We start from the raw sequence: 16,973 nt of genomic DNA, 5'->3' as shown, positions 1-16,973 counted from the left end.
GTTCGATCTGCGAATTGCGTCAATTCAAAGCAGGCTTTGAACAGACTTCTTGAACAACACTAGCGATAAAGCAAGAACGACAGACGGTTCTATGAGATAGCCTGAGCAACGCTCAGACACTTGATACGCTTTCACAGAGCAGACACTGCGAAAGGTCTTGGGATCTGTCCGGAATTTTCCGGAAACTTGGTTTATGGCACCCGAGAGTGCTGACCGTGCACATCGGCAAGATCAAGGACGTATTGTAAGCAGCTCATCAGCCGTTGACGCCGAGCCCCCGCAGTAACAAAGCGCAACATGGTGATGCCCAAAAGTAGTTTGGCAAAGCATGGCTACCTGTATCGATGGGACAGCCTGTTCTCTTTAGAACCGTCAAAAAAATAAGGACCGAGCCACCCCGGAGCAGCACCATGCGGCACCACCCCGGGGTAACTCTTTTGCGTCCCTCCATCGATCCCCCACGGCAAAGCCTCCGTGTCACACGGCATTCGTCTTCAGGGTGTTCCTGGGAGAGGGGTTCCGGCAGGCCAGCGCGCGGGGCCGGGTCCGGGAGGTGGGCAGGAGCTACCCAGGTTGGCCGCAGGCGGGCCGGTTGCTGCGAGGTGATAGGTGGGGTATCAGTCCCAGGCCGGGGTGCCCAGGCGCTCCGCCTCCCACCCGAGCAGACCTGCTGCATGGCTGGTGATGGTCAAGGGCAGAAGTTCGACGGGGATATCCCGGTCCAGCATGGCAGTGGCGGCAGTCAGAACGCAGTCTTGATAAGTCATGGGTTACTTCTTTCTATGGGTGTCGAGGTAGTACACAAGCCCCGCAGCGATCAGCACGATCACGAGGAAGTGCAGCGGAAAGGCATAGACCAAGAGGCCCAGTCCGACCAGGCACAACCAGCGGGCGCCGGAGGCCATGAGGTGAAGGACGAGAACAGTGGTCAGGGAAGCGGCAAGCAAAGCGGCCATGAAGACTCCTAAAGCAAGGCAGAGGTAATAGGTCCTGGCGAGGGTGTCGCCGGTGGGTGGACTTACCGATTGCAATGAGGGGGTCTGCAGGTGTTCGCAGAAGCTGCTTTATGGAGCGGCCAAGGCCCCTGCCCGCTTACCGCGAGCCTTGTCATCCTTCACCGGACGGGTTGAGGGCTGAGTGGTGGGCTCTTTGGCGGACTGAGTGGCGGGTGGATTGGGTGCCTGCAGCAAGGCCTTCCAATCGACTTCTTCCACGTACTGGTAGGCATGCCGCTTGTCCGTCACCGCTTGCAGAACACCCAGGTGCTTGAGAACCGCCATCACAAAGCCAGCGGTGTTCACCGACGTGCCCGCAAAGAGCTTTGCCAAGGCCGATGCCGACAGCGTGGTCGCCGCCATCAACAAAGGCTCTACAGCGTCATAGGCGACCCAGGAAGGGTTGTGGTGCCCCTTGCCGGTGTTGTGGGCCACACGCAGGTGCAGGCGGCCTTCGGGGTCGTTTCCCAGCTCGTAGGTGAGCGTGGAGCGGCCGGACAAGGAGGGGCACTGGTCGGTGCGCAGGGTAGTGATGGTGATGGTTTCTAGAGTGGTATCGGGTTGGGTGGCATCTGTCATTGGTGGTCCTTTGGATGGGTTGTCGAGGAACATTCCTCATTTCAGATACGCGGTTTTTCTCAGTTTGGAATGGGCAAAAAAATGCCACCCGAAGGTGGCTTGGTGGTCGCTGTGAGGTGGTTCCAGCAAGTGTTGCAGTAGGGCTTGCTTTGTCATCGGGGGTGGCCCTCCTGGGCATAGCGATCGCAGAGCACCGCCAGCGCATGGGGGATGCCCCGGGGCATGAACACCACAATGCCGAAACCGTCGTCGCTCAGGATGAAGGTCATGACAACCCAGTGTTCGTACACCTCCAGGGCATCCCAAGAAGGTGTGAAGTCGGGGTGATCGTTGGCCAGTCCATTCCAGCGGTTATGAAGGACGGTGAAGCCCAGCTGCTGCTCCAGGGCCTGGGGGGTGTCGTCCCGATCCATCACCACGACATGCAGCAGGGATGCCCAGTCGTTGATCTCGGTGAAGGCTTCATCTGACAGCCGTTCCGCCACCAGGGTGTGAAGGCCCAGGGCATTCTCGGTACTTGCCAGTCGGTTCAAGGCATCGTGGTCTCGGTAGGTTTGCATAGGCAGCTTTCCTTTTGATGAAGTGGTCAGACAAAGAAAAAGCGCCCGAGGATTGCTCCAGGGGCGCCCGGTGGGGTGCGATAGATCACGAGTTGAGTTGGTCGATTTCCTAGAGGGTAGTTCTCTGCTTTAGCGTCCCGAGGTCTTTCGGTTGCAGGGGGCTGTGGCGGGGTTGGTGTCTATTCCGACACGCTGGACTTTTTGATGTCCTCGATGTGGGTACCGAGCGTGAATGCGATGTACCCGAGTGCACACACAGCCCAGAAGATCGCCATCAGGGTGTCTTGGCTCAGTCCAATCAAGGCGAGCACAGCCATGGCACAGAAGATGGCAACTTGCTTCTTGGTGGTTCGTTCGACGGCATCCTTGAGTAGCTCCACCCCTTCATCTATGTCCACGGCTTTCTTTGCGGGTGTCTGCAAGGTCATGGGGTCGGGCAATGGTGGTTCCGCTGCAACCTTGGCCTGTGCAGCCTGGCGGGCGGCTTCCAGTTCCGCCTGGCGCGCCTTATCTGCTTCTATGCGAGCCCGCTCGGCCTCTTCGGCCAGTTCTTTGCGCCTGGCAGCCAGTCGTTCGTTCAAGTCCATAGGTCTCCTTATGAATGGGATGTTGACGATCCAGACGACTACTCACCCTCTTGCAGGTGGTCGGCGATGGCATGCAGGACAGCGCCACCCAAGACTGCGCCTGCAGCACCAGCGACGGCCTTGCGCCCTACCCGCTTGGCTTGCTCTTCGGCGGCGATGACGTCATCAATACAGCGGGCGGCACGGGCGGCTCTTTCTGATTCGGGGACGCGGCGCTCGAAGGTGACCATGAGGGTTTCTCGATCGGACATCAGCAGGTGGCGCTGCATCACCTTGGTCATGAACACCATGCGCCAGCCTTCGGAGGCCATGGCGTTGATGTAAGCCTCCAGCACGCCGGTTTCGATACGGCCTTCGCCCAGCAGGGCAGAGCTGATCGCACCGTCGGCCACGTCGATGACCTTGTATTCGTATTCCATGGGTGTCCTCCTTGGTTGATGTTGATGGTGACGGGGTTGGCTGATTGGGGGTGGTCACTTGCTCCAGCGAGACCGCTCGAACACGCTGGGCAGCGCAATGCTTCCCTTGTCCTTGTCGTACACGCACAGGTGGCTGGTGTACTTGCTCGCGTCCTCGCTTGCCTTTTCAGACAGCTCCACGACGATGTGGCCATCCTTGGTCCAGTGGTCGATGGGTTTGACGACAGCACCGAACTTGGCGCGTTCTTGTTTGTGGAAGCTGGCGCATTCGGATTTGATGCGGGCTAGCTCTTCGCTGCTGGGGCCGGAGCAGCCGGATATCAGCGCAGACGAGGCCAGAACAAGAACGGGGAAGGCAGATTTCATAGATTGCATAGGTGGACTCAGGCTCCTCGGTTGGGGGTTGGGATGACTGGCAAACGACTTTTCTCAAAGGGCACATCCCCGCTGAGCACGGAAGCTCAAGCGGTCATGTAACGAATTTCGTGACGACGAATTATCACCACGTCACGAGACTCGTGACATGCCATCCGAGCCTTTGGAACCCTCTAACGTAGTGGGCCGCCGCATGCGGTCACGGCGCGAGGAGTTGGGTTGGTCTCAGGAGAAGGTGGGAGTACTGATCGGCATTGATGAGTCGTCGGCCCGTGCTCGGATCAGTAGGTATGAATTGGGGACGCATGAGGCCCCTGTGAAGACAGCCCGACAAATAGCCGATGCGTTGGGTGTTCCGCTCGCCTATCTTTACTGCGAGGATGATGAGGTGGCCAACCTCCTTTTGGCATTGTGGAAGCTTAAGCCTGCCGCTCGCAAGCGAACGGTGACCTCTTGGTTTGACGAGATGGCTTGAAGACAGCGCCTCTACTCCGCTTTAGCGAGACGCAATCAGCCAAGCTGTCAATTGACGAAGAGAACAATACCTTAGCTAGTTCATAGCGCTGGTTGCTAAGGCCTTGCGTGCGATTGGGCTCACAACGGGCGGCCCAGATGCTGAAGGTTTAGACTGCCGCTATAACGCTAGGGACGAAGATGCTGACGGATGTGAGCGCCTTCTTGACGTGAATAAGAATGAATACTTGGTGCCCTTGAGTGAAAGCTTCCGCGATGCATTCGTGACTGACGCCGTTGGCATCGGTAAGTTCGATGCGACGTGGACGCGAGGCCCGTCTGCCTGTGCCGATAGGCACCATCGCGCCTAATTCATCATCTGGGCCGAAGTTTTCGGGCCACTGCTGACCAGGAAAAAATTTGGCGAACTCGGGTGAAACAACGAAACGCCTCAAGGTCGCCTTGAACCCTGAAACAGCACAAACTTCAGGCTTGTTGAGTACAAGCACCGCGCAAGGTCGGTGATTCTTGGACACATACTGCCGGATGCTCGAATAAATTGAAGCTTCGAACTTCTTTGAGAGCCTGACAGGAACCCAAATGCTGAAGTCCTCGCTCGCGGCCATCTCGGAAAACGTGTCAAGCTGAAAGAGAACCTCAGACGCAAACACGTTAGCTTCTCGGTCGAATGCGTCAGCTGATTCCGCATCAAGGGACTTTTCGCAGTCTTCAACCACGGCGTACATGGGCCGCTGCCAAGGCAAGAACCCATGTGCTGATTCGTGGAGTCGAACAAACCGCTTCTTGACGGCGTACATCGCTTGGTCGATGAAGATGAGGCCTTCTGATGCATGAAATAGGCCCAGTACTTTTGATAACGCCCGCTTGAGAGCTGAACCTGCTTTCACCCTCATCTTGCTGAGGAAAGATTCTCCAAGCACTTCGCCGTGCATTTCCTGCACCTTGGCTACCTCCATGATGCGGTTCACCGGTGTTGGATAGACGCCTAGAGCGCCGGCCTCTCGCAAAGCGCGCTCGGCCTCTTTGCGAACACGCGCGTGCTGGGAGGCTGTGAGAGTTGAATCGTCCGGTTTGCTCATTTTCGATTCCGTTGCCACCTCAAAAAGTTTAGGTGCTCGAGCAGGGCCTTTTCTTCTTCCGGGGTTAAGTTGTCGATGGAAAACGTTGCTGCCTTGCCATGTTTTGATTCTTCGGCACGCTTATCAACCTTCACGATGTAGCCAGCCCGCTCCATCAGTGTTTCATACGAGACATCCAACGCGCTCGACAGTGAGTACAGAACGTGAGGGGACGGCTTGGAAATCTTGCCGTTCTCCAATTGACTGAGATAGGCGTTTGATACCTCGCCTTCCGTCGCTTCCTCGACTGCACGAAGCGACATTTCCTGCTTTAGCCTCGCGCTCTTCAAGTATGTGCCTAGGTGTTCCCCGGGAGGGGACGGTGTATCGCTATCGGCCAAAACTCTATCTCCATCTATTGAAGTAAGAGTAACCACTAACATTAAATTCGTCAAGCACTGCTTGATAGTTGCTTGACATACTTAGCATGCAGCATAGAATTAGCGCATCTCAACAGCTCCAGGAGAGCGCAAATGCAGACCAACCACGAAAACGACGACATCATCGATCTGGAGGACTTCGCCGCTGCGGGCAAGCCAGTACCCAAAGGGAAGAAGTACCGGATCCGCATCGACAAGGAGGTCAAGGTGGTAGTCGTCGACAACATGACGGGCCGCGAAATCCTCGCCCTCGTGGAAAAGACGCCGGAGAAGTTCATCCTGCGTCAGCGCATCAAAGGCGGCGTCCAGCCAGTGGGTCCGGATGACTCCGTGAGCTTTCTCGCACCTGGTGTAGAGCGTTTCATGACTATTCCGAACGAGGTCACGGAGGGGGATGGCTCTCAAACGCGCCGACAGTTTGCTCTGCTGAAGGGCGACGCGGCCTTTCTGGATAGCTTGAATTTGCGCTGGGAGTCTGTGGTGGATGGGGGTGTGCACGCCGTAATCATTTACGGTTGGCCGCTGCCGTCTGGCTATAACGTCGCCAGCGCAGATGTCCATGTGCGCTTCAACAGCGGATATCCAGACACGCAACTCGACATGGCCTATTTCGCTCCAGCGCTTTCCCGCGCTAGCGGTCGCGGCATCAACAATCTCTCCACCACGCCCTTCGACGGCCGGAGCTGGCAACAGTGGTCGCGCCACCGCACACCCGCAAGTGCTTGGCGCCCTGGCGTCGACGACTTGAGCACGCACATGGCGCTGGTGGAAGACTGGTTGGCGGCGGAGGTCCGCAAGTAATGGTGGCTCGTCGAAAGACCCGTGTGGCGATTTCCGGCGCGCATCATCGCGAGCTGGAGCAGCACCTGTTTCCTGGTGACGGTAAGGAAGCGGTCGCCTTTGCTCTGTGCGGCCGCGCTCGGCGCGATGATCAGGAGCTTCTTCTGGTGCGGGAAATCGTGCCGGTCCCATATGACATGTGCCCTGTGCGCACCCCTTACAGGGTCACCTGGCTCGGCAAGGTGCTGGATACTGTCTTGGCCCGCGCGCTTGATGATGGGCTAGCCTTAGTGAAAATTCACAGCCATCCGACCGGACATCCGTGGTTCTCCTCAACGGATGACGAGGCCGATGGAACATTGTTTCCATGCGTCTCGGGCTGGCTAGGTGACCATCAAGGGCCGATGGCTAGCATGATTATGTTGCCTGGCGGGCGATTGATCGGGCGCTCCGTTTGGGGTGGCGAAATCGGTGACGAACTTGAAGCAGTGCGGGTGGCTGGCGACGAATTCCGATTCTGGTTCGCTGGCGCAGCAGAAGAGGTGCCTGAACATGGCTGGCGCGTAGCTCAAACGTTTGGCGAAGCGACGTATATGCAGCTGCGTCGTCTGAAGATCGGTGTCGTGGGATGTTCTGGTACCGGCAGCATTGTGGTGGAACAACTTGCGCGCAACTGTGTTGGTGAGGTGGTGCTAGTCGATGGTGACCATACCGAAGACAAAAACCTCAACCGAATTCTGAATAGCACGAAATTTGACGCTCGTGCTGAAGTGAACAAAACCCTGGTACAGGAACGCGCAATTGAGGCCATGGGGCTGGGTACTAATGTTCGCGTGCACCCCTATGACTTGTTAGATCTACGTGCACTACGCGACTTGTCAACCTGCGACATACTTTTTGGCTGCATGGATTCAGTCGATGGTCGGCACGTGCTGAACAAGCTGGCAACCGCATACCTGATTCCTTACATTGATTTGGGAGTTCGCCTAGACGCTGATGGCAAAGGAGGCATTGACAGCATCTGGCTTGCGATTCATACCTTGCAACCGGGCGGCTCTAGTCTGATGAGCCGTCGTGTCTATGACCAACGCGATTTGGAGGCTGCCTTCGTCCTGCGCGATAGCCCCCAAGAGTACGAGAGGCTAAAGCGAGAGGGATATATCAAGGGTGTTAAGGTCGACCGGCCAGCAGTGATCTCAGTAAATATGGCCGTCGCTGCTGCAGCCATTAACGAATTCCTCGCCCGGCTGCACGGTTTCAGAATCCAGCCCAACGCCACCTTTGCCGTTCGGCGCATATGCTTGACCGACCCTGAAGCCAGTATGGATGAAGGTGACGGAACTGCATGTCCGGAGATGAAGAAGTTGCTAGGCTGCGGTGATCAGGACCCGTTTTTGGGAATGATGCGACTGAGAGGTTGACATGTTCACGCAGTTATTCACCTGGCTGTCGAGGCTATTTGGGCTTGATGCGAAGAAATCACCTAGTGTCGACTCGGACAAGTCCGTCGAAGGACCTCATTACGTCGCGCGATGCCAGCCAGATCCGCCAGAGAGTTGCGAACCGGGGATTCTTTATCTGGTTGAAGATGGCACCGAGCAACACTGGCTTGCCACGCTGAGGTGTCCGTGCGGGTGCGGAGCCATGATCCAACTTCCGATGACGGCGCCAGCGCATCCCTGCTGGCACATGCGAGGTACCTTGCAAAGCCCCACCTTGTGGCCTTCTGTCAGGCGTGCAACCGGCTGCCGTAGCCATTTTGTACTCCGGCAAGGCCGCATTCTTTGGTGCAAGGACTAGCGGCGGACTGAACTACACACCGAATCCCCAGAAAGCCTTTGGATGGCGAAGCGAATCTCAATGTTGTACCCCCAACGTTAGGAGATCGCTCGAGAACGCATGCCTGACGCTCCGAAGAATTCGCTGCTCATTGGCACCACTCCAGCCAAATCCGCGACGCGGGTTGCAATCAGATCATACGCACACCCCTTGTGACGCGCTCTGATTCCCTCACGGCCAGCAGCGTCAGAACACCGCCGAACCGGCACCGAACTCAACAGGACCGCTGGCTCAATCCGAACTGACACAGACCTCGCCAATGTGCTCAGTATCAAGCGCACCGACATTTGGGATGATGTCTTGTGGTCGCGTAGAACCGGACTGGAACACGCCTAGACATCGAGGTTACTGAAGAGCTTGTACCCTCGACAACCAACGTCCTCGCTAGGCCATCGGCATGTTCTGATCCACGACGAGGGCGGTCAGAGTCTGCCGAGCCAATTCGTCACGCGCTCAAGCTCTGACACGCCAAGCATGCTGACAAAATAAACTTCCAGCCTCAATAAATCCGGGTGAAGGCTGCGACGGATACCGAGAGCTTAGCGCGCTCACAGAAACTTCTGGCGAACAAGCCCCGGGAAATGACAGCGCTTAAGTGAAGTCACGGTTAGGAGTAAAAGCAACTCACGTCCGCAAGCACAGGACCGACCTCAACCAATCTACAGTGGCGATAGGAGATCACGTATTGTCGAGGGCGTCTCGCCAGAGGACCTATTTATCGGATGTGAGACAAAGTATCGCTGCTGCTGCTGCAGTCTCGCCACTTCCGCCGACCGCTGCATCGCATGTCGCATGGCCTGCTTCACCTGCTCCGGTACCTTGTGTACTTTCTCCAGTGTCTGCATTTGCCTTCTCCGCGACTGAATAAATGTTGACCTCAGCTTCACTGCTGTAAGTGCTTTTTTCCATGCTAGCGTACAACGCCGTACACAACTCTAGCAAAGGCCCAACGGGCTTTTCGACATCAATGAAGATCGATTTAGCCTCTTTTCGATCAATCACGAACGCATGCGCTGGGTAGCCAGTCACAAGCTTTTCGAGCCCATTCGCCCTCAGGTTACCACTCTTTTCATTCAATAGTGCACCATATGCGAAGGCGATTTCCATGGCCCGCTGCATCTCCGCCAATCGCATCGGATCGACCTGAGCAAAGACAGGCTCATACAGTCCAGTCGTTAACTTACACGCGATGTCAGATGCAACTCTGGTAGACAGCCCTGCCTGGCTGGCAAGCTCAAGCAGATATGAGCGGAATGCCGCCATGGCGTTCGACTGCAGGTAAGTAACGGCTTGCAAAACGTCTAACCCAGAGTTCCGCCCTACAACCTCATCGCTCTTTTTAACTTGGATGTCGAGAGGACCGAGTTCGCTCATATCGTCCAAGAACAACTTTTTTGCCCCAAGGACAACCAGAGTTCCAGCGCTCTTGCACATCCGAGGCACCAAAGCATCAAAGTTGTCATAGGTGTGCTGCAAAGCCCGGGCGATTCGGAATCCGGCATGAGGATCTCCTCCGGGGGTAGAGAGCACCAGCAACGCCTGTTGGCCTTTTTTTCGTTTTAGAGAGTTACAAATCGCCTCATAACCATTGCGATTGATCTCTCCGCTGTAAGTGATGATGTCTACATCCGATATCGCCATGTCCCCCCCAAATCTGTTGCACGTATGTATACATGCTATTTCGAGGAAACGAAAGGACACAAATGCCCATAAGGCCTGAAATGTAGAAATTGTGTTCGGGATGTAGAAACGCCCCAGAACCCTTTCGGGCGCTGGGGCGCATGCTGACTGGTGGCCTGGGGCGGAATCGAACCACCGACACAAGGATTTTCAAAACATATCCTTGTGTGCAGCGGATTGCACGCCACACGCAAAACCCAACAAAAACAAGCACTTGCACAACGTCTAACGCAAATCGATTGCAATCAAACGCAATGAAAAGCACCCACACACCGACCCAACTGTCAGAAACTGCGTCAGAGAATCGGTGCTCTCATTGTAACGGCGACTACCGCGCCGCCGGCCCCAAACCAGAGACGAAACCATGGGAGTTGGGACTTGCCGAAGCGCGCTCACCACGACGCGTTGACTGAATTCTTGAGGGCCAAAGAACGCGAAGCCTGCCAGCCATAGCCCCGCTCCACACAGCCTCTCGCGGGATGCATCTTTGCCTTCTGAGCACCTGATTCTGTGCATTTCCTGCCCCCGGATGTTGGTTGCCTCAGTGCCATTCTTGTCCGTTGCTTTGTCGCTCTGCAGCTAATTTGCAGGGTACTTTGTCGCGTAGCAGCTAAGTTATGAGGCGTTTTGTCGCTGTGCAGCTAAGTTGCAGGACGCTTCTCGCGAATCGGCACCACCCGGGTAAGACGCATCGGTCTGTTGCAGCTCCAGAGCGACACGCATTCATCCCCCGCGTCGAAACACTCCAGTCCATCCTTGGTCAAAAACGCTCAATCGTTGTCCTGTCAGGGATAGCCAGGACTTCGGCAGAGCACAGTAGACAACGGATTCCATGTCGCCAATCGCAGTCACTGCCCAGCGCATTGACTGTTATTAGCGACATTCAATACTCTTGAATCGCCTTGACCGACATCGATTTTGGCGAGAAAATGACCGTAAATGCAGTCCTTATACATGACAAGGACTGCGATTGCATACGCCGCCATCTGCGCATGTCACAGCCCGGCCGGTTACTGCCGCCTTGCAGCAACGGGTTCCTCCTTTACGGGAAATCCATGAAATATGACGAATCGCTCCGCACGCCTGAAGTCCGCCTGAAAGAGGCAGAGCAGATTGGCGCCCAGCTCCGCACACTGCGCATTGCGCGCGGCATGACCCAGAGTGAGGCGGCAGCGCGCGCAGGTGTTTCTCGGTCCACCGCAGTACTGCTGGAGCAGGGGGACGAAAGCCGCACGCTATCGCAGGTCCTGCGCTACTTGCACGCCGTGGAGCCCGAGCTGACCTTGGCTGGCTTGCTGACAGGCAAGTCGGCCGCCGTGCGTGTCTTCAATGAAGCCCCCCGCGTCCAGCGCGTCTACAAGTCGAATGCAAGCGCTGGACGTAAGGACCTAGTCTCCGCTTTTCGTATCAAAAGCGGGTCCAAGGCGACCTTCAGGTCTGATGCTGGGCAATCTACCGAGATGACCGCGAAGCGCAAGGCTGAAAAGGACCCGTATGACTTCTGACTGGAACCCCTATGCCCGTCCACCCAGTGACGTTTTCGTGTTCGCACACGTGGCGGATGAGCATGCTGCTGACTTTGTGCCAGCGGGTTCGCTGCAAGGCGCAAACACCACGGAGCCTGTTTTCGTCTACGGCAAGCGCTACGTGCAGCGCCCCTATGCCGTCGAGGTGGACCCCGTTGCCTTGCCACTGAAGGATGAGGAAGGTGGAGCCAAGCGCTTTGTCTTGGCTGGGCTCACGGAGTTCGGGGGTATCCGCGATGCGGCCCCGGACGCTTGGGGGCGTAGGGTCATTGAGAACAAGCTCAAGGTGGCTGTCAACAAGCTGCCGGAAGTGGCCTATCTCTTGGAAGCGGGCTCAGACCGGGTGGGCGCTTTGGATGTGCGCCGCGCGCTGGATTCCGAGGCTACGGCACCGGTGTCCGCCGAGATGGACCTGGCGCGCCTTATGGAGGCAGCGGACCGCATCGAGAATGAGGAACACGTCGGGGAGGACCTCGCCGTCTACTTTGGAAGCCTTGGAAGCGCCGGCGGCGCGCGGCCTAAGGCGTCCGTGCGCACCGATGACGGTGTTCTCTGGCTCGCCAAGTTCCCATCCAAGTCAGACCGCGCCTGTAACGCTGTCCTCGAAGCTGGAGCATTGGAGCTTGCGCGTGCTGCGGGGCTTCGTGTCCCCCCCGTAGAGGTCAAGCAGGTAGGCGATGCCAAGGTGCTGTTCATCCGGCGATTCGACCGCTACTGGGCAGAGCCTGGGGTCGCTCCGGACCCCGACAAAGAAAGTTGGGAGCCATTGGAGGGAGTTACCGGACTACAGCCTATCGAAGGCCGCATAGGCTTTTGCTCGGCACTCACTCTCATGGGCATCCATGAGAGTGATGCGAGTTCCTACAAGGCCCTGGCAGAGCAAATGCGTGCCCGTGCGCTCCCCAAATACCTCGCGCGGGACCTGCGTGAGCTGTTCAAGCGGCAGGCGCTCAACATCTTCGTCACCAACACTGATGACCACTTGCGCAATCACGGATTCCTGTACCAGGTTGCAGCGAAAGGATGGACCCTCAGCCCGCTCTATGACGTGCTCCCCATGAGCGTGGTTGCCCAGGAACGGATGCTGCACTTGGAGGTTGGGGAAAGGGGCAGGCTAGCCACTCTGGACAATCTGATGACCTACTGGCCTGTGTACTTTTCGAGCAAGGCGGAAGCGCTGAAGGCGTTGCACGAGGTGTGGCTGGTGGCTCGTGCGTGGAAGCCGTTTTTCGAGAATTTCGGCGCGTCTCAAAAGGACATGGCGTACCTGGAGGGGGCCCTTCGGAGGCTGGACCAAATTGCATCTCCAGAGCTTGAGAGGACGCTACGGGGTTTCTAGGGCTCAAGCTCTTGAGAGAGTCTCCAGGCCGCTGGAAATCGCGACGGCGCATGGGGCCGCATTTCTGCCACCAACACGACAAAGTACCGGAAGATGGCAAAACGTTGTCAGCAAGCCCACTGCGGTATGGGTCCACAGTGGTAAGGAATCAATTCGTCAATGTCGTGTTCTAGAGGCAACGCGTCTGTTGTTTGACGCGCATCTGACGGGGCTGAATCCGCGTCTCTCTGCAGGCCCATCCAGCCGCTTCCGAGCCTTCATCTACGTTGGAGGTTGTGGGGTTACGGCCGTCTTGCAAGCAGTCTGTGCCGGTCCCGCCCTCGGCCGCCTCATCAGATGCTCGCAGCATAAAGAACTGCACCGGCAGCACGGGGTTAAGACGGCTCGGTTTCGTGACATAGCTCCCTTTGCACGAGAGCTTATGTGCAAAAAGCCAATGCGTCCGGACCCACCGCATGATGAAAAGTTGGGCTAAGCCGTTGAGCCAATTGATTATTCACCGTGAATATTTTCTGCCATACCGCTGAAACCGTTGTAGACACGATGGGACGCGGGCGGAGAAACACGATGTGGAGTGCTTGTCAGGGCTGAAGATAAACCGGGTTGCTTTTCAGTTGAGTAACAACTGAAAGGTGACTATGGACAACTACACGCCGCTGCAGGCTCTCGGCGAGTACCTCACGAAGGACGACTTGGCAAACCTCCTGCGAGTTAGCAAGCGGACGATAAACAACTACATCTCCGAGAAACGCCTTCCCGAGCCAATACACATCGGCAGACGTGCTCTGTGGGATAAGGCTGCGCTGGCTGAGTTTCTGAAGCGGGGGGCTTGTGAGTAGCAAAGAGGCCCGACTGTCCGCGCTCAGCTCGTTGCTGGAGGCTTCTTCTACGCCGCCTTCAAAGCAGGCGACAAGGACGCAAAGCGAAATCAAGGAAGTGGCCAAAGACACTATTCACAACATGATTGAAGCCGTGCCTATCGAGCCAGGATTTGACGCGGCACGCGACGTTCGCATTTCTGTTCTAAGGGAATTGAGGTGGCACCGGTCAGTTCAACGTGATTTCGGCAGGGAAAAAAAGGCGCTGCCGCAAGGTCAAGCTGTAGACCGGGTATTCGCTATGCAAATTACGCGCAATTCAGACACTGTTATGGAGTACGAAGACCAACTCAAGCGTGATTTCATTCCGCAGCACAGCGCATCCCAGTTCATCAGCTCACAGCAGCTCATCATGTCGCGGCTTTTCAACGTCCGCGGCCCAGCGGAAAGACGCGCTGAATACGAGATGTTCACCGTGAGCGAACTCGCAGATGGGTCCCTCCGATTTCGAGGCCCGGAGCTACGACAGCAGGACGGTTTGGTGTTTATGTCGCTCCTGAACATGCTGCGTGACTTCAAAGCGCAAACGCTCGTATCGTTTCGACCTGCTGATTTTTGCGTCGCGGCCCTCGGGAGCAGCTACTCGGGTCAAGCGAGGGAGCGCCTCAGGCAGTCGATTCTTCGACTTCAAAGCAGCGTGCTTGAGTTTCCAAAATTCAGCGTGCAATTAGCTCAGCGGTTCGACTATCCGAATGAAGGGCCGTGGCGCGTTGCACTCGACAAGAATATCGTTGCGTTGTTTCGCAACTCTCGCGAAGTCTGGCTTGACGCAACGCTTGCGCGCAAGATACCTCACGGAGTGTGTTCGTGGCTGTACGCATATGTCGAAGCACAACATCGGCTCATTCCCACCTCTGCAGAGTACTTGCGCAAACTGTCGGGTTCGTTAGCTACTCCTGACAGCTACGAGCGTTCATTGCGGCAGGCGCTAGGGCAGTTGGCGAGTGCCCAGATTCTGGACCCTGGCTGGTCTGTTAAGAACGGAAAAGTGCACTGGCGGAAGCGCACTCAGACTCCGTAGCAGCCATCGGGTTGCACGCTGTTTCCCACTTCCTTGTGACGAATGAATCCGTGGGAACGGGAGATTTTCGCGTTGTTGCACGGTTCGTCGTGACGGATGGCACTGTCCAATCCCGCTGGAAGCCAAGACTGGCGCGGGTTTCGAGCTGTCTGTCTACTTACTTTATGCAGATGGGTTTTCACTTACAACCGCCTTCTACCAAGCCCACGTCGTCTGGCATTTCCGTCGTCAGGCATCAGCTGAGTGTTCTTTTTCTACCTGCCGCGGTATTCATGTGTTTGAATGAGAAGTAGCGCCAGTGCGCGCTGATTACGTAAGAGTTTTTCCCTGGGCTTGGTTCGAACTGCGGCAACGAAAAACCAAGCTGGAGCTGCATGGTGGCGATGCAAAGCGGATGCACAAGCTTCCTGGGGCGCTCCGAGAACCAAAGCACAGCGCCAGTCTCGCGTTGCTCACTGAAATCCACCGCGGCAGCTAGTCAGACTACCAGTTTTCCAGAACAAGGAATCTGTCTGAAGTGCTCCCCCCTCCCCTGCCTCTATGCGCATCGCGCCTGGAACGGCCGATATCATGCGCAGCAGGGAGAAAAGTATATGAGTGCGAAAAACATCGGCAGTGAATCGCGAGTCTCGGTCCTTGTCGATTGCGATAACACCAGCCCGGAAATACTTGAGTTTGCACTACGCGTAGTGGCGCAATTTGGACGCGTGGTACTGCGCCGAGGGTACGGGAATCACGCCACTCTCGCAAACAAGTGGCAAGAGGCGCTGGTGAGATTGGCGTTTACCCCGTGCCTGCAGTACCAGTACGCAGCCGGAAAAAACACCTCCGATATCGCCCTCGCGCTCGATGCGATGGAAGCTATGTTCGACGAGCGAGCAGATACGTTTTGCCTAGTCACTAGCGACTCCGACTTCGCCTATCTATGCCGCAAATTACGTGAGCGTGGAGCCACTGTCTTTATCGTAGGGGAAGCAAAAAGTCCTGACGCGCTACGCAACGCGAGTGACCAGTTCTTTGAATGGGTCCCACCTGCCAAGTTGGTCCCCTCTGCCGAAGCCATATCTATAGCGCCCTCTCCCAAAGAGGTAACGAAATCTGAGTCGCCGAAGAAGGAAGACCCGAAGCCGGTGGGGAAGCAGAGGCCCAAATTTGTGGTCGAGGCTGTTGCGCTACTGACGGGCGACACAGTGGAGGGAAAAATCGCTCTTAGTCCCCTTGGGTCGTATCTACGACGAAGCTATCCGTCGTTTTCTCCGCAGGTCTATGGCCACTCCGGCTTACTAGATATGTTGCGCACCTATGACCTGCTGGCGCTCGAACAAGAGGCCAATGGGCACTGGTCAGTGAAGGTGACTCAGAAAGAGTGAACCGGCACTCATAGGAATCGCGCGCTAGCGTAAGGTGGCTGCGCACTCGTGAGGGCTGCAGGGTCTGGCTCGCTTGGGAAATCCTCAGGAACGTTCATCTCGAACTCCCGAAAGAGCAAAACATGATGTATGACTCAACGCCGGCGGGAGTGGGAGCGGTTGACACGGCCCTCAGGCCGAAGGTGAAGCAAGGTGTATTCATGCGAAACTTTAAAAAGCCGTTACACATGTTTTTCCACGCGCAAACTTGACTACGGAATCGCCCAACAAGGCAACGATTACAAACAGTTTATGCTATCAATATTGATGGCATTGCTTTCGAGGCCGTTTGAATCAACCCGGCCCCGAGGAGATAAGCAAATCCAGTCCTATCGCTGGGCGATGCGAAGGCCACATCGGGTATGCAGGCCCCTCTAGCCAACTTAGGAGACTCGGGAACGAACAGCACGACTTTTGGGTTTGAGTCACTGAAAAGCACTCCGAAGTCGTGGATGTAGCCGAACGCCTTGTATACGCTGTCTGCAAGGTAATCGCGTGATGACGAATGCTTGACCTCAACGAATAGCACCATTCGCGGTCCGGAAAACGGGGTGAAAACAAGAGTGATGTCAGGCCGATGACTACTGCCTGAGACACCTGCATGAGCTTTCAAAACTTCCGCATACCTCCCATCAACCCCCAAAGTATTGCGCGGTGACTGGTCAAAAAAGACTTCCAGAGTACCCAATGGACCGTCAAACTTTGCCACGTACTGGCGCTGTCGAACAACCAAGCCCAACTCCTTAGCCCGTCCAAACCCGAGCTCGCAGCTGACCACTTCGAGACACAAAGTAAGAGCGAACAATTCAAACAGGTCGTCGGGGTCAACTGGTTCGAGCCAGCCTGAAGACAAGAGGGAAAGAATTGAATGCCAACGTCCGTGCGCAACTTCAGTTTGAAATCCATGCCTCCGCTCCGCAAGTGCGCCGGCAATTCGATACTCTCGCCGACGGCTCCTTTTAGCGGCAAGCACCATTGCAGGTGACAGCTTCCGAGGAACGGCAATCTCGCTAA

20 protein-coding genes and 1 tRNA gene are annotated in these 16,973 nt (G+C 56.3%); 9 read left to right on the top strand and 12 right to left on the bottom strand.

Annotation, left to right across the window (positions count from 1 at the left end; translation table 11 throughout):
- Positions 1-617: 617 nt before the first annotated feature.
- From N4G42_RS24690 to N4G42_RS24660, 7 genes are all read right to left on the bottom strand, one after another.
- Positions 618-767, bottom strand: a complete 150-nt coding sequence (locus N4G42_RS24690) for a hypothetical protein (RefSeq protein ID WP_010458146.1) — start codon at positions 765-767, stop codon at positions 618-620.
- Positions 768-770: 3 nt separating this feature from the next.
- Positions 771-956 carry a hypothetical protein gene (locus tag N4G42_RS24685; RefSeq protein ID WP_010458148.1) on the bottom strand — a complete coding sequence of 62 codons (186 nt, stop codon included), beginning with the start codon at positions 954-956 and terminating at the stop codon, positions 771-773.
- A gap of 108 nt (positions 957-1,064) precedes the next feature.
- On the bottom strand, positions 1,065-1,574 hold the full coding sequence (locus N4G42_RS24680; protein WP_260669051.1) for a hypothetical protein: 510 nt from the start codon (positions 1,572-1,574) through the stop codon (positions 1,065-1,067).
- A gap of 152 nt (positions 1,575-1,726) precedes the next feature.
- Positions 1,727-2,134, bottom strand: coding sequence for a hypothetical protein (locus N4G42_RS24675; protein ID WP_260669050.1), 408 nt, complete (start codon positions 2,132-2,134; stop codon positions 1,727-1,729).
- A gap of 179 nt (positions 2,135-2,313) precedes the next feature.
- The gene (locus N4G42_RS24670; RefSeq protein WP_260669049.1) at positions 2,314-2,721 is read right to left on the bottom strand and encodes a hypothetical protein; all 408 of its coding nucleotides are present in this window, start codon (positions 2,719-2,721) and stop codon (positions 2,314-2,316) included.
- Positions 2,722-2,759: 38 nt separating this feature from the next.
- A complete protein-coding gene (locus tag N4G42_RS24665; protein ID WP_260669048.1) occupies positions 2,760-3,140 on the bottom strand; it encodes a DUF4177 domain-containing protein in 381 nt (126 codons plus the stop codon).
- 54 nt (positions 3,141-3,194) lie between these two features.
- Positions 3,195-3,506 (bottom strand): hypothetical protein, encoded by a 312-nt coding sequence (locus N4G42_RS24660; RefSeq protein WP_260669047.1) that lies wholly within the window; start codon positions 3,504-3,506, stop codon positions 3,195-3,197.
- A gap of 157 nt (positions 3,507-3,663) precedes the next feature.
- On the opposite strand from N4G42_RS24660, the gene N4G42_RS24655 reads away from it, so the two are divergent.
- The gene (locus N4G42_RS24655; protein WP_260669046.1) at positions 3,664-3,990 is read left to right on the top strand and encodes a helix-turn-helix domain-containing protein; all 327 of its coding nucleotides are present in this window, start codon (positions 3,664-3,666) and stop codon (positions 3,988-3,990) included.
- A gap of 148 nt (positions 3,991-4,138) precedes the next feature.
- On the opposite strand, the gene N4G42_RS24650 is transcribed toward N4G42_RS24655, so the two are convergent.
- Both N4G42_RS24650 and N4G42_RS24645 read right to left on the bottom strand, forming a co-directional pair.
- Positions 4,139-5,068, bottom strand: a complete 930-nt coding sequence (locus tag N4G42_RS24650) for an ImmA/IrrE family metallo-endopeptidase (RefSeq protein WP_260669045.1) — start codon at positions 5,066-5,068, stop codon at positions 4,139-4,141.
- Positions 5,065-5,448 carry a helix-turn-helix domain-containing protein gene (locus N4G42_RS24645; protein ID WP_409557864.1) on the bottom strand — a complete coding sequence of 128 codons (384 nt, stop codon included), beginning with the start codon at positions 5,446-5,448 and terminating at the stop codon, positions 5,065-5,067. Before N4G42_RS24645 ends, N4G42_RS24650 begins: the two co-directional genes overlap by 4 nt.
- A 132-nt stretch (positions 5,449-5,580) precedes the next feature.
- Between N4G42_RS24645 and N4G42_RS24640 the strand changes: the two genes are divergently transcribed.
- From N4G42_RS24640 to N4G42_RS25710, 3 genes are read left to right on the top strand one after another with little or no spacing between them, the layout of a single operon-like run.
- Complete coding sequence (locus N4G42_RS24640; protein WP_260669044.1) at positions 5,581-6,288, top strand: multiubiquitin domain-containing protein; 708 nt, start codon at positions 5,581-5,583, stop codon at positions 6,286-6,288.
- 23 nt (positions 6,289-6,311) lie between these two features.
- The gene (locus tag N4G42_RS24635) at positions 6,312-7,688 is read left to right on the top strand and encodes a ThiF family adenylyltransferase (RefSeq protein ID WP_260669043.1); all 1,377 of its coding nucleotides are present in this window, start codon (positions 6,312-6,314) and stop codon (positions 7,686-7,688) included.
- A gap of 1 nt (position 7,689) precedes the next feature.
- On the top strand, positions 7,690-8,067 hold the full coding sequence (locus tag N4G42_RS25710) for a DUF6527 family protein (RefSeq protein WP_409557863.1): 378 nt from the start codon (positions 7,690-7,692) through the stop codon (positions 8,065-8,067).
- Positions 8,068-8,817: 750 nt separating this feature from the next.
- Here the strand turns inward: N4G42_RS25710 and N4G42_RS24630 are convergent.
- Entirely contained in the window at positions 8,818-9,747 is a 930-nt protein-coding gene (locus N4G42_RS24630; RefSeq protein ID WP_260669042.1) for an SDH family Clp fold serine proteinase, read from the bottom strand.
- Between the two features lie 148 nt (positions 9,748-9,895).
- Positions 9,896-9,972: transfer RNA gene (locus tag N4G42_RS24625), tRNA-OTHER, on the bottom strand.
- A gap of 716 nt (positions 9,973-10,688) precedes the next feature.
- Here N4G42_RS24625 and N4G42_RS24620 point away from each other — a divergent pair.
- The 5 genes from N4G42_RS24620 to N4G42_RS24605 all read left to right on the top strand — a co-directional run bounded on the left by N4G42_RS24620 (position 10,689) and on the right by N4G42_RS24605 (position 15,920).
- Complete coding sequence (locus tag N4G42_RS24620; RefSeq protein WP_260669041.1) at positions 10,689-11,291, top strand: helix-turn-helix domain-containing protein; 603 nt, start codon at positions 10,689-10,691, stop codon at positions 11,289-11,291.
- Positions 11,281-12,651, top strand: coding sequence for a type II toxin-antitoxin system HipA family toxin (locus N4G42_RS24615; protein WP_260669040.1), 1,371 nt, complete (start codon positions 11,281-11,283; stop codon positions 12,649-12,651). The genes N4G42_RS24620 and N4G42_RS24615 overlap by 11 nt, the downstream gene beginning before the upstream one ends.
- 638 nt (positions 12,652-13,289) lie before the next feature.
- The gene (locus tag N4G42_RS25705) at positions 13,290-13,490 is read left to right on the top strand and encodes a helix-turn-helix transcriptional regulator (protein ID WP_409557862.1); all 201 of its coding nucleotides are present in this window, start codon (positions 13,290-13,292) and stop codon (positions 13,488-13,490) included.
- Positions 13,483-14,550: a hypothetical protein gene (locus tag N4G42_RS24610; protein ID WP_260669039.1), complete on the top strand. Its 1,068-nt coding sequence runs from the start codon at positions 13,483-13,485 to the stop codon at positions 14,548-14,550. The genes N4G42_RS25705 and N4G42_RS24610 overlap by 8 nt, the downstream gene beginning before the upstream one ends.
- Before the next feature lie 593 nt (positions 14,551-15,143).
- On the top strand, positions 15,144-15,920 hold the full coding sequence (locus N4G42_RS24605; protein ID WP_260669038.1) for an NYN domain-containing protein: 777 nt from the start codon (positions 15,144-15,146) through the stop codon (positions 15,918-15,920).
- A gap of 289 nt (positions 15,921-16,209) precedes the next feature.
- Here the strand turns inward: N4G42_RS24605 and N4G42_RS24600 are convergent.
- The coding region (locus N4G42_RS24600; RefSeq protein ID WP_260669037.1) for a hypothetical protein at positions 16,210-16,973 on the bottom strand (764 nt) is incomplete at its 5' end.

It is taken from the genome of Acidovorax sp. K2F, from assembly GCF_025246485.1.
Classification (GTDB): domain Bacteria; phylum Pseudomonadota; class Gammaproteobacteria; order Burkholderiales; family Burkholderiaceae_C; genus Acidovorax; species Acidovorax delafieldii.
Note: the sequence above shows the minus strand (reverse complement) of the source record. Positions and strands in the feature narration are given on the sequence as shown.

What these genes read in the sequence shown, in the direction of transcription:
- N4G42_RS24680 (WP_260669051.1), bottom strand. Translation starts at nt 1,574, where the DNA reads ATGACAGATGCCACCCAACCCGATACCACTCTAGAAACCATCACCATC.
- N4G42_RS24650 (WP_260669045.1), bottom strand. Translation starts at nt 5,068, where the DNA reads ATGAGCAAACCGGACGATTCAACTCTCACAGCCTCCCAGCACGCGCGT.
- N4G42_RS24640 (WP_260669044.1), top strand. Translation starts at nt 5,581, where the DNA reads ATGCAGACCAACCACGAAAACGACGACATCATCGATCTGGAGGACTTC.
- N4G42_RS24670 (WP_260669049.1), bottom strand. Translation starts at nt 2,721, where the DNA reads ATGGACTTGAACGAACGACTGGCTGCCAGGCGCAAAGAACTGGCCGAA.
- N4G42_RS24685 (WP_010458148.1), bottom strand. Translation starts at nt 956, where the DNA reads ATGGCCGCTTTGCTTGCCGCTTCCCTGACCACTGTTCTCGTCCTTCAC.
- N4G42_RS24690 (WP_010458146.1), bottom strand. Translation starts at nt 767, where the DNA reads ATGACTTATCAAGACTGCGTTCTGACTGCCGCCACTGCCATGCTGGAC.
- N4G42_RS24675 (WP_260669050.1), bottom strand. Translation starts at nt 2,134, where the DNA reads ATGCAAACCTACCGAGACCACGATGCCTTGAACCGACTGGCAAGTACC.
- N4G42_RS24630 (WP_260669042.1), bottom strand. Translation starts at nt 9,747, where the DNA reads ATGGCGATATCGGATGTAGACATCATCACTTACAGCGGAGAGATCAAT.
- N4G42_RS24660 (WP_260669047.1), bottom strand. Translation starts at nt 3,506, where the DNA reads ATGAAATCTGCCTTCCCCGTTCTTGTTCTGGCCTCGTCTGCGCTGATA.
- N4G42_RS25710 (WP_409557863.1), top strand. Translation starts at nt 7,690, where the DNA reads ATGTTCACGCAGTTATTCACCTGGCTGTCGAGGCTATTTGGGCTTGAT.
- N4G42_RS25705 (WP_409557862.1), top strand. Translation starts at nt 13,290, where the DNA reads ATGGACAACTACACGCCGCTGCAGGCTCTCGGCGAGTACCTCACGAAG.
- N4G42_RS24665 (WP_260669048.1), bottom strand. Translation starts at nt 3,140, where the DNA reads ATGGAATACGAATACAAGGTCATCGACGTGGCCGACGGTGCGATCAGC.
- N4G42_RS24655 (WP_260669046.1), top strand. Translation starts at nt 3,664, where the DNA reads ATGCCATCCGAGCCTTTGGAACCCTCTAACGTAGTGGGCCGCCGCATG.
- N4G42_RS24615 (WP_260669040.1), top strand. Translation starts at nt 11,281, where the DNA reads ATGACTTCTGACTGGAACCCCTATGCCCGTCCACCCAGTGACGTTTTC.
- N4G42_RS24605 (WP_260669038.1), top strand. Translation starts at nt 15,144, where the DNA reads ATGAGTGCGAAAAACATCGGCAGTGAATCGCGAGTCTCGGTCCTTGTC.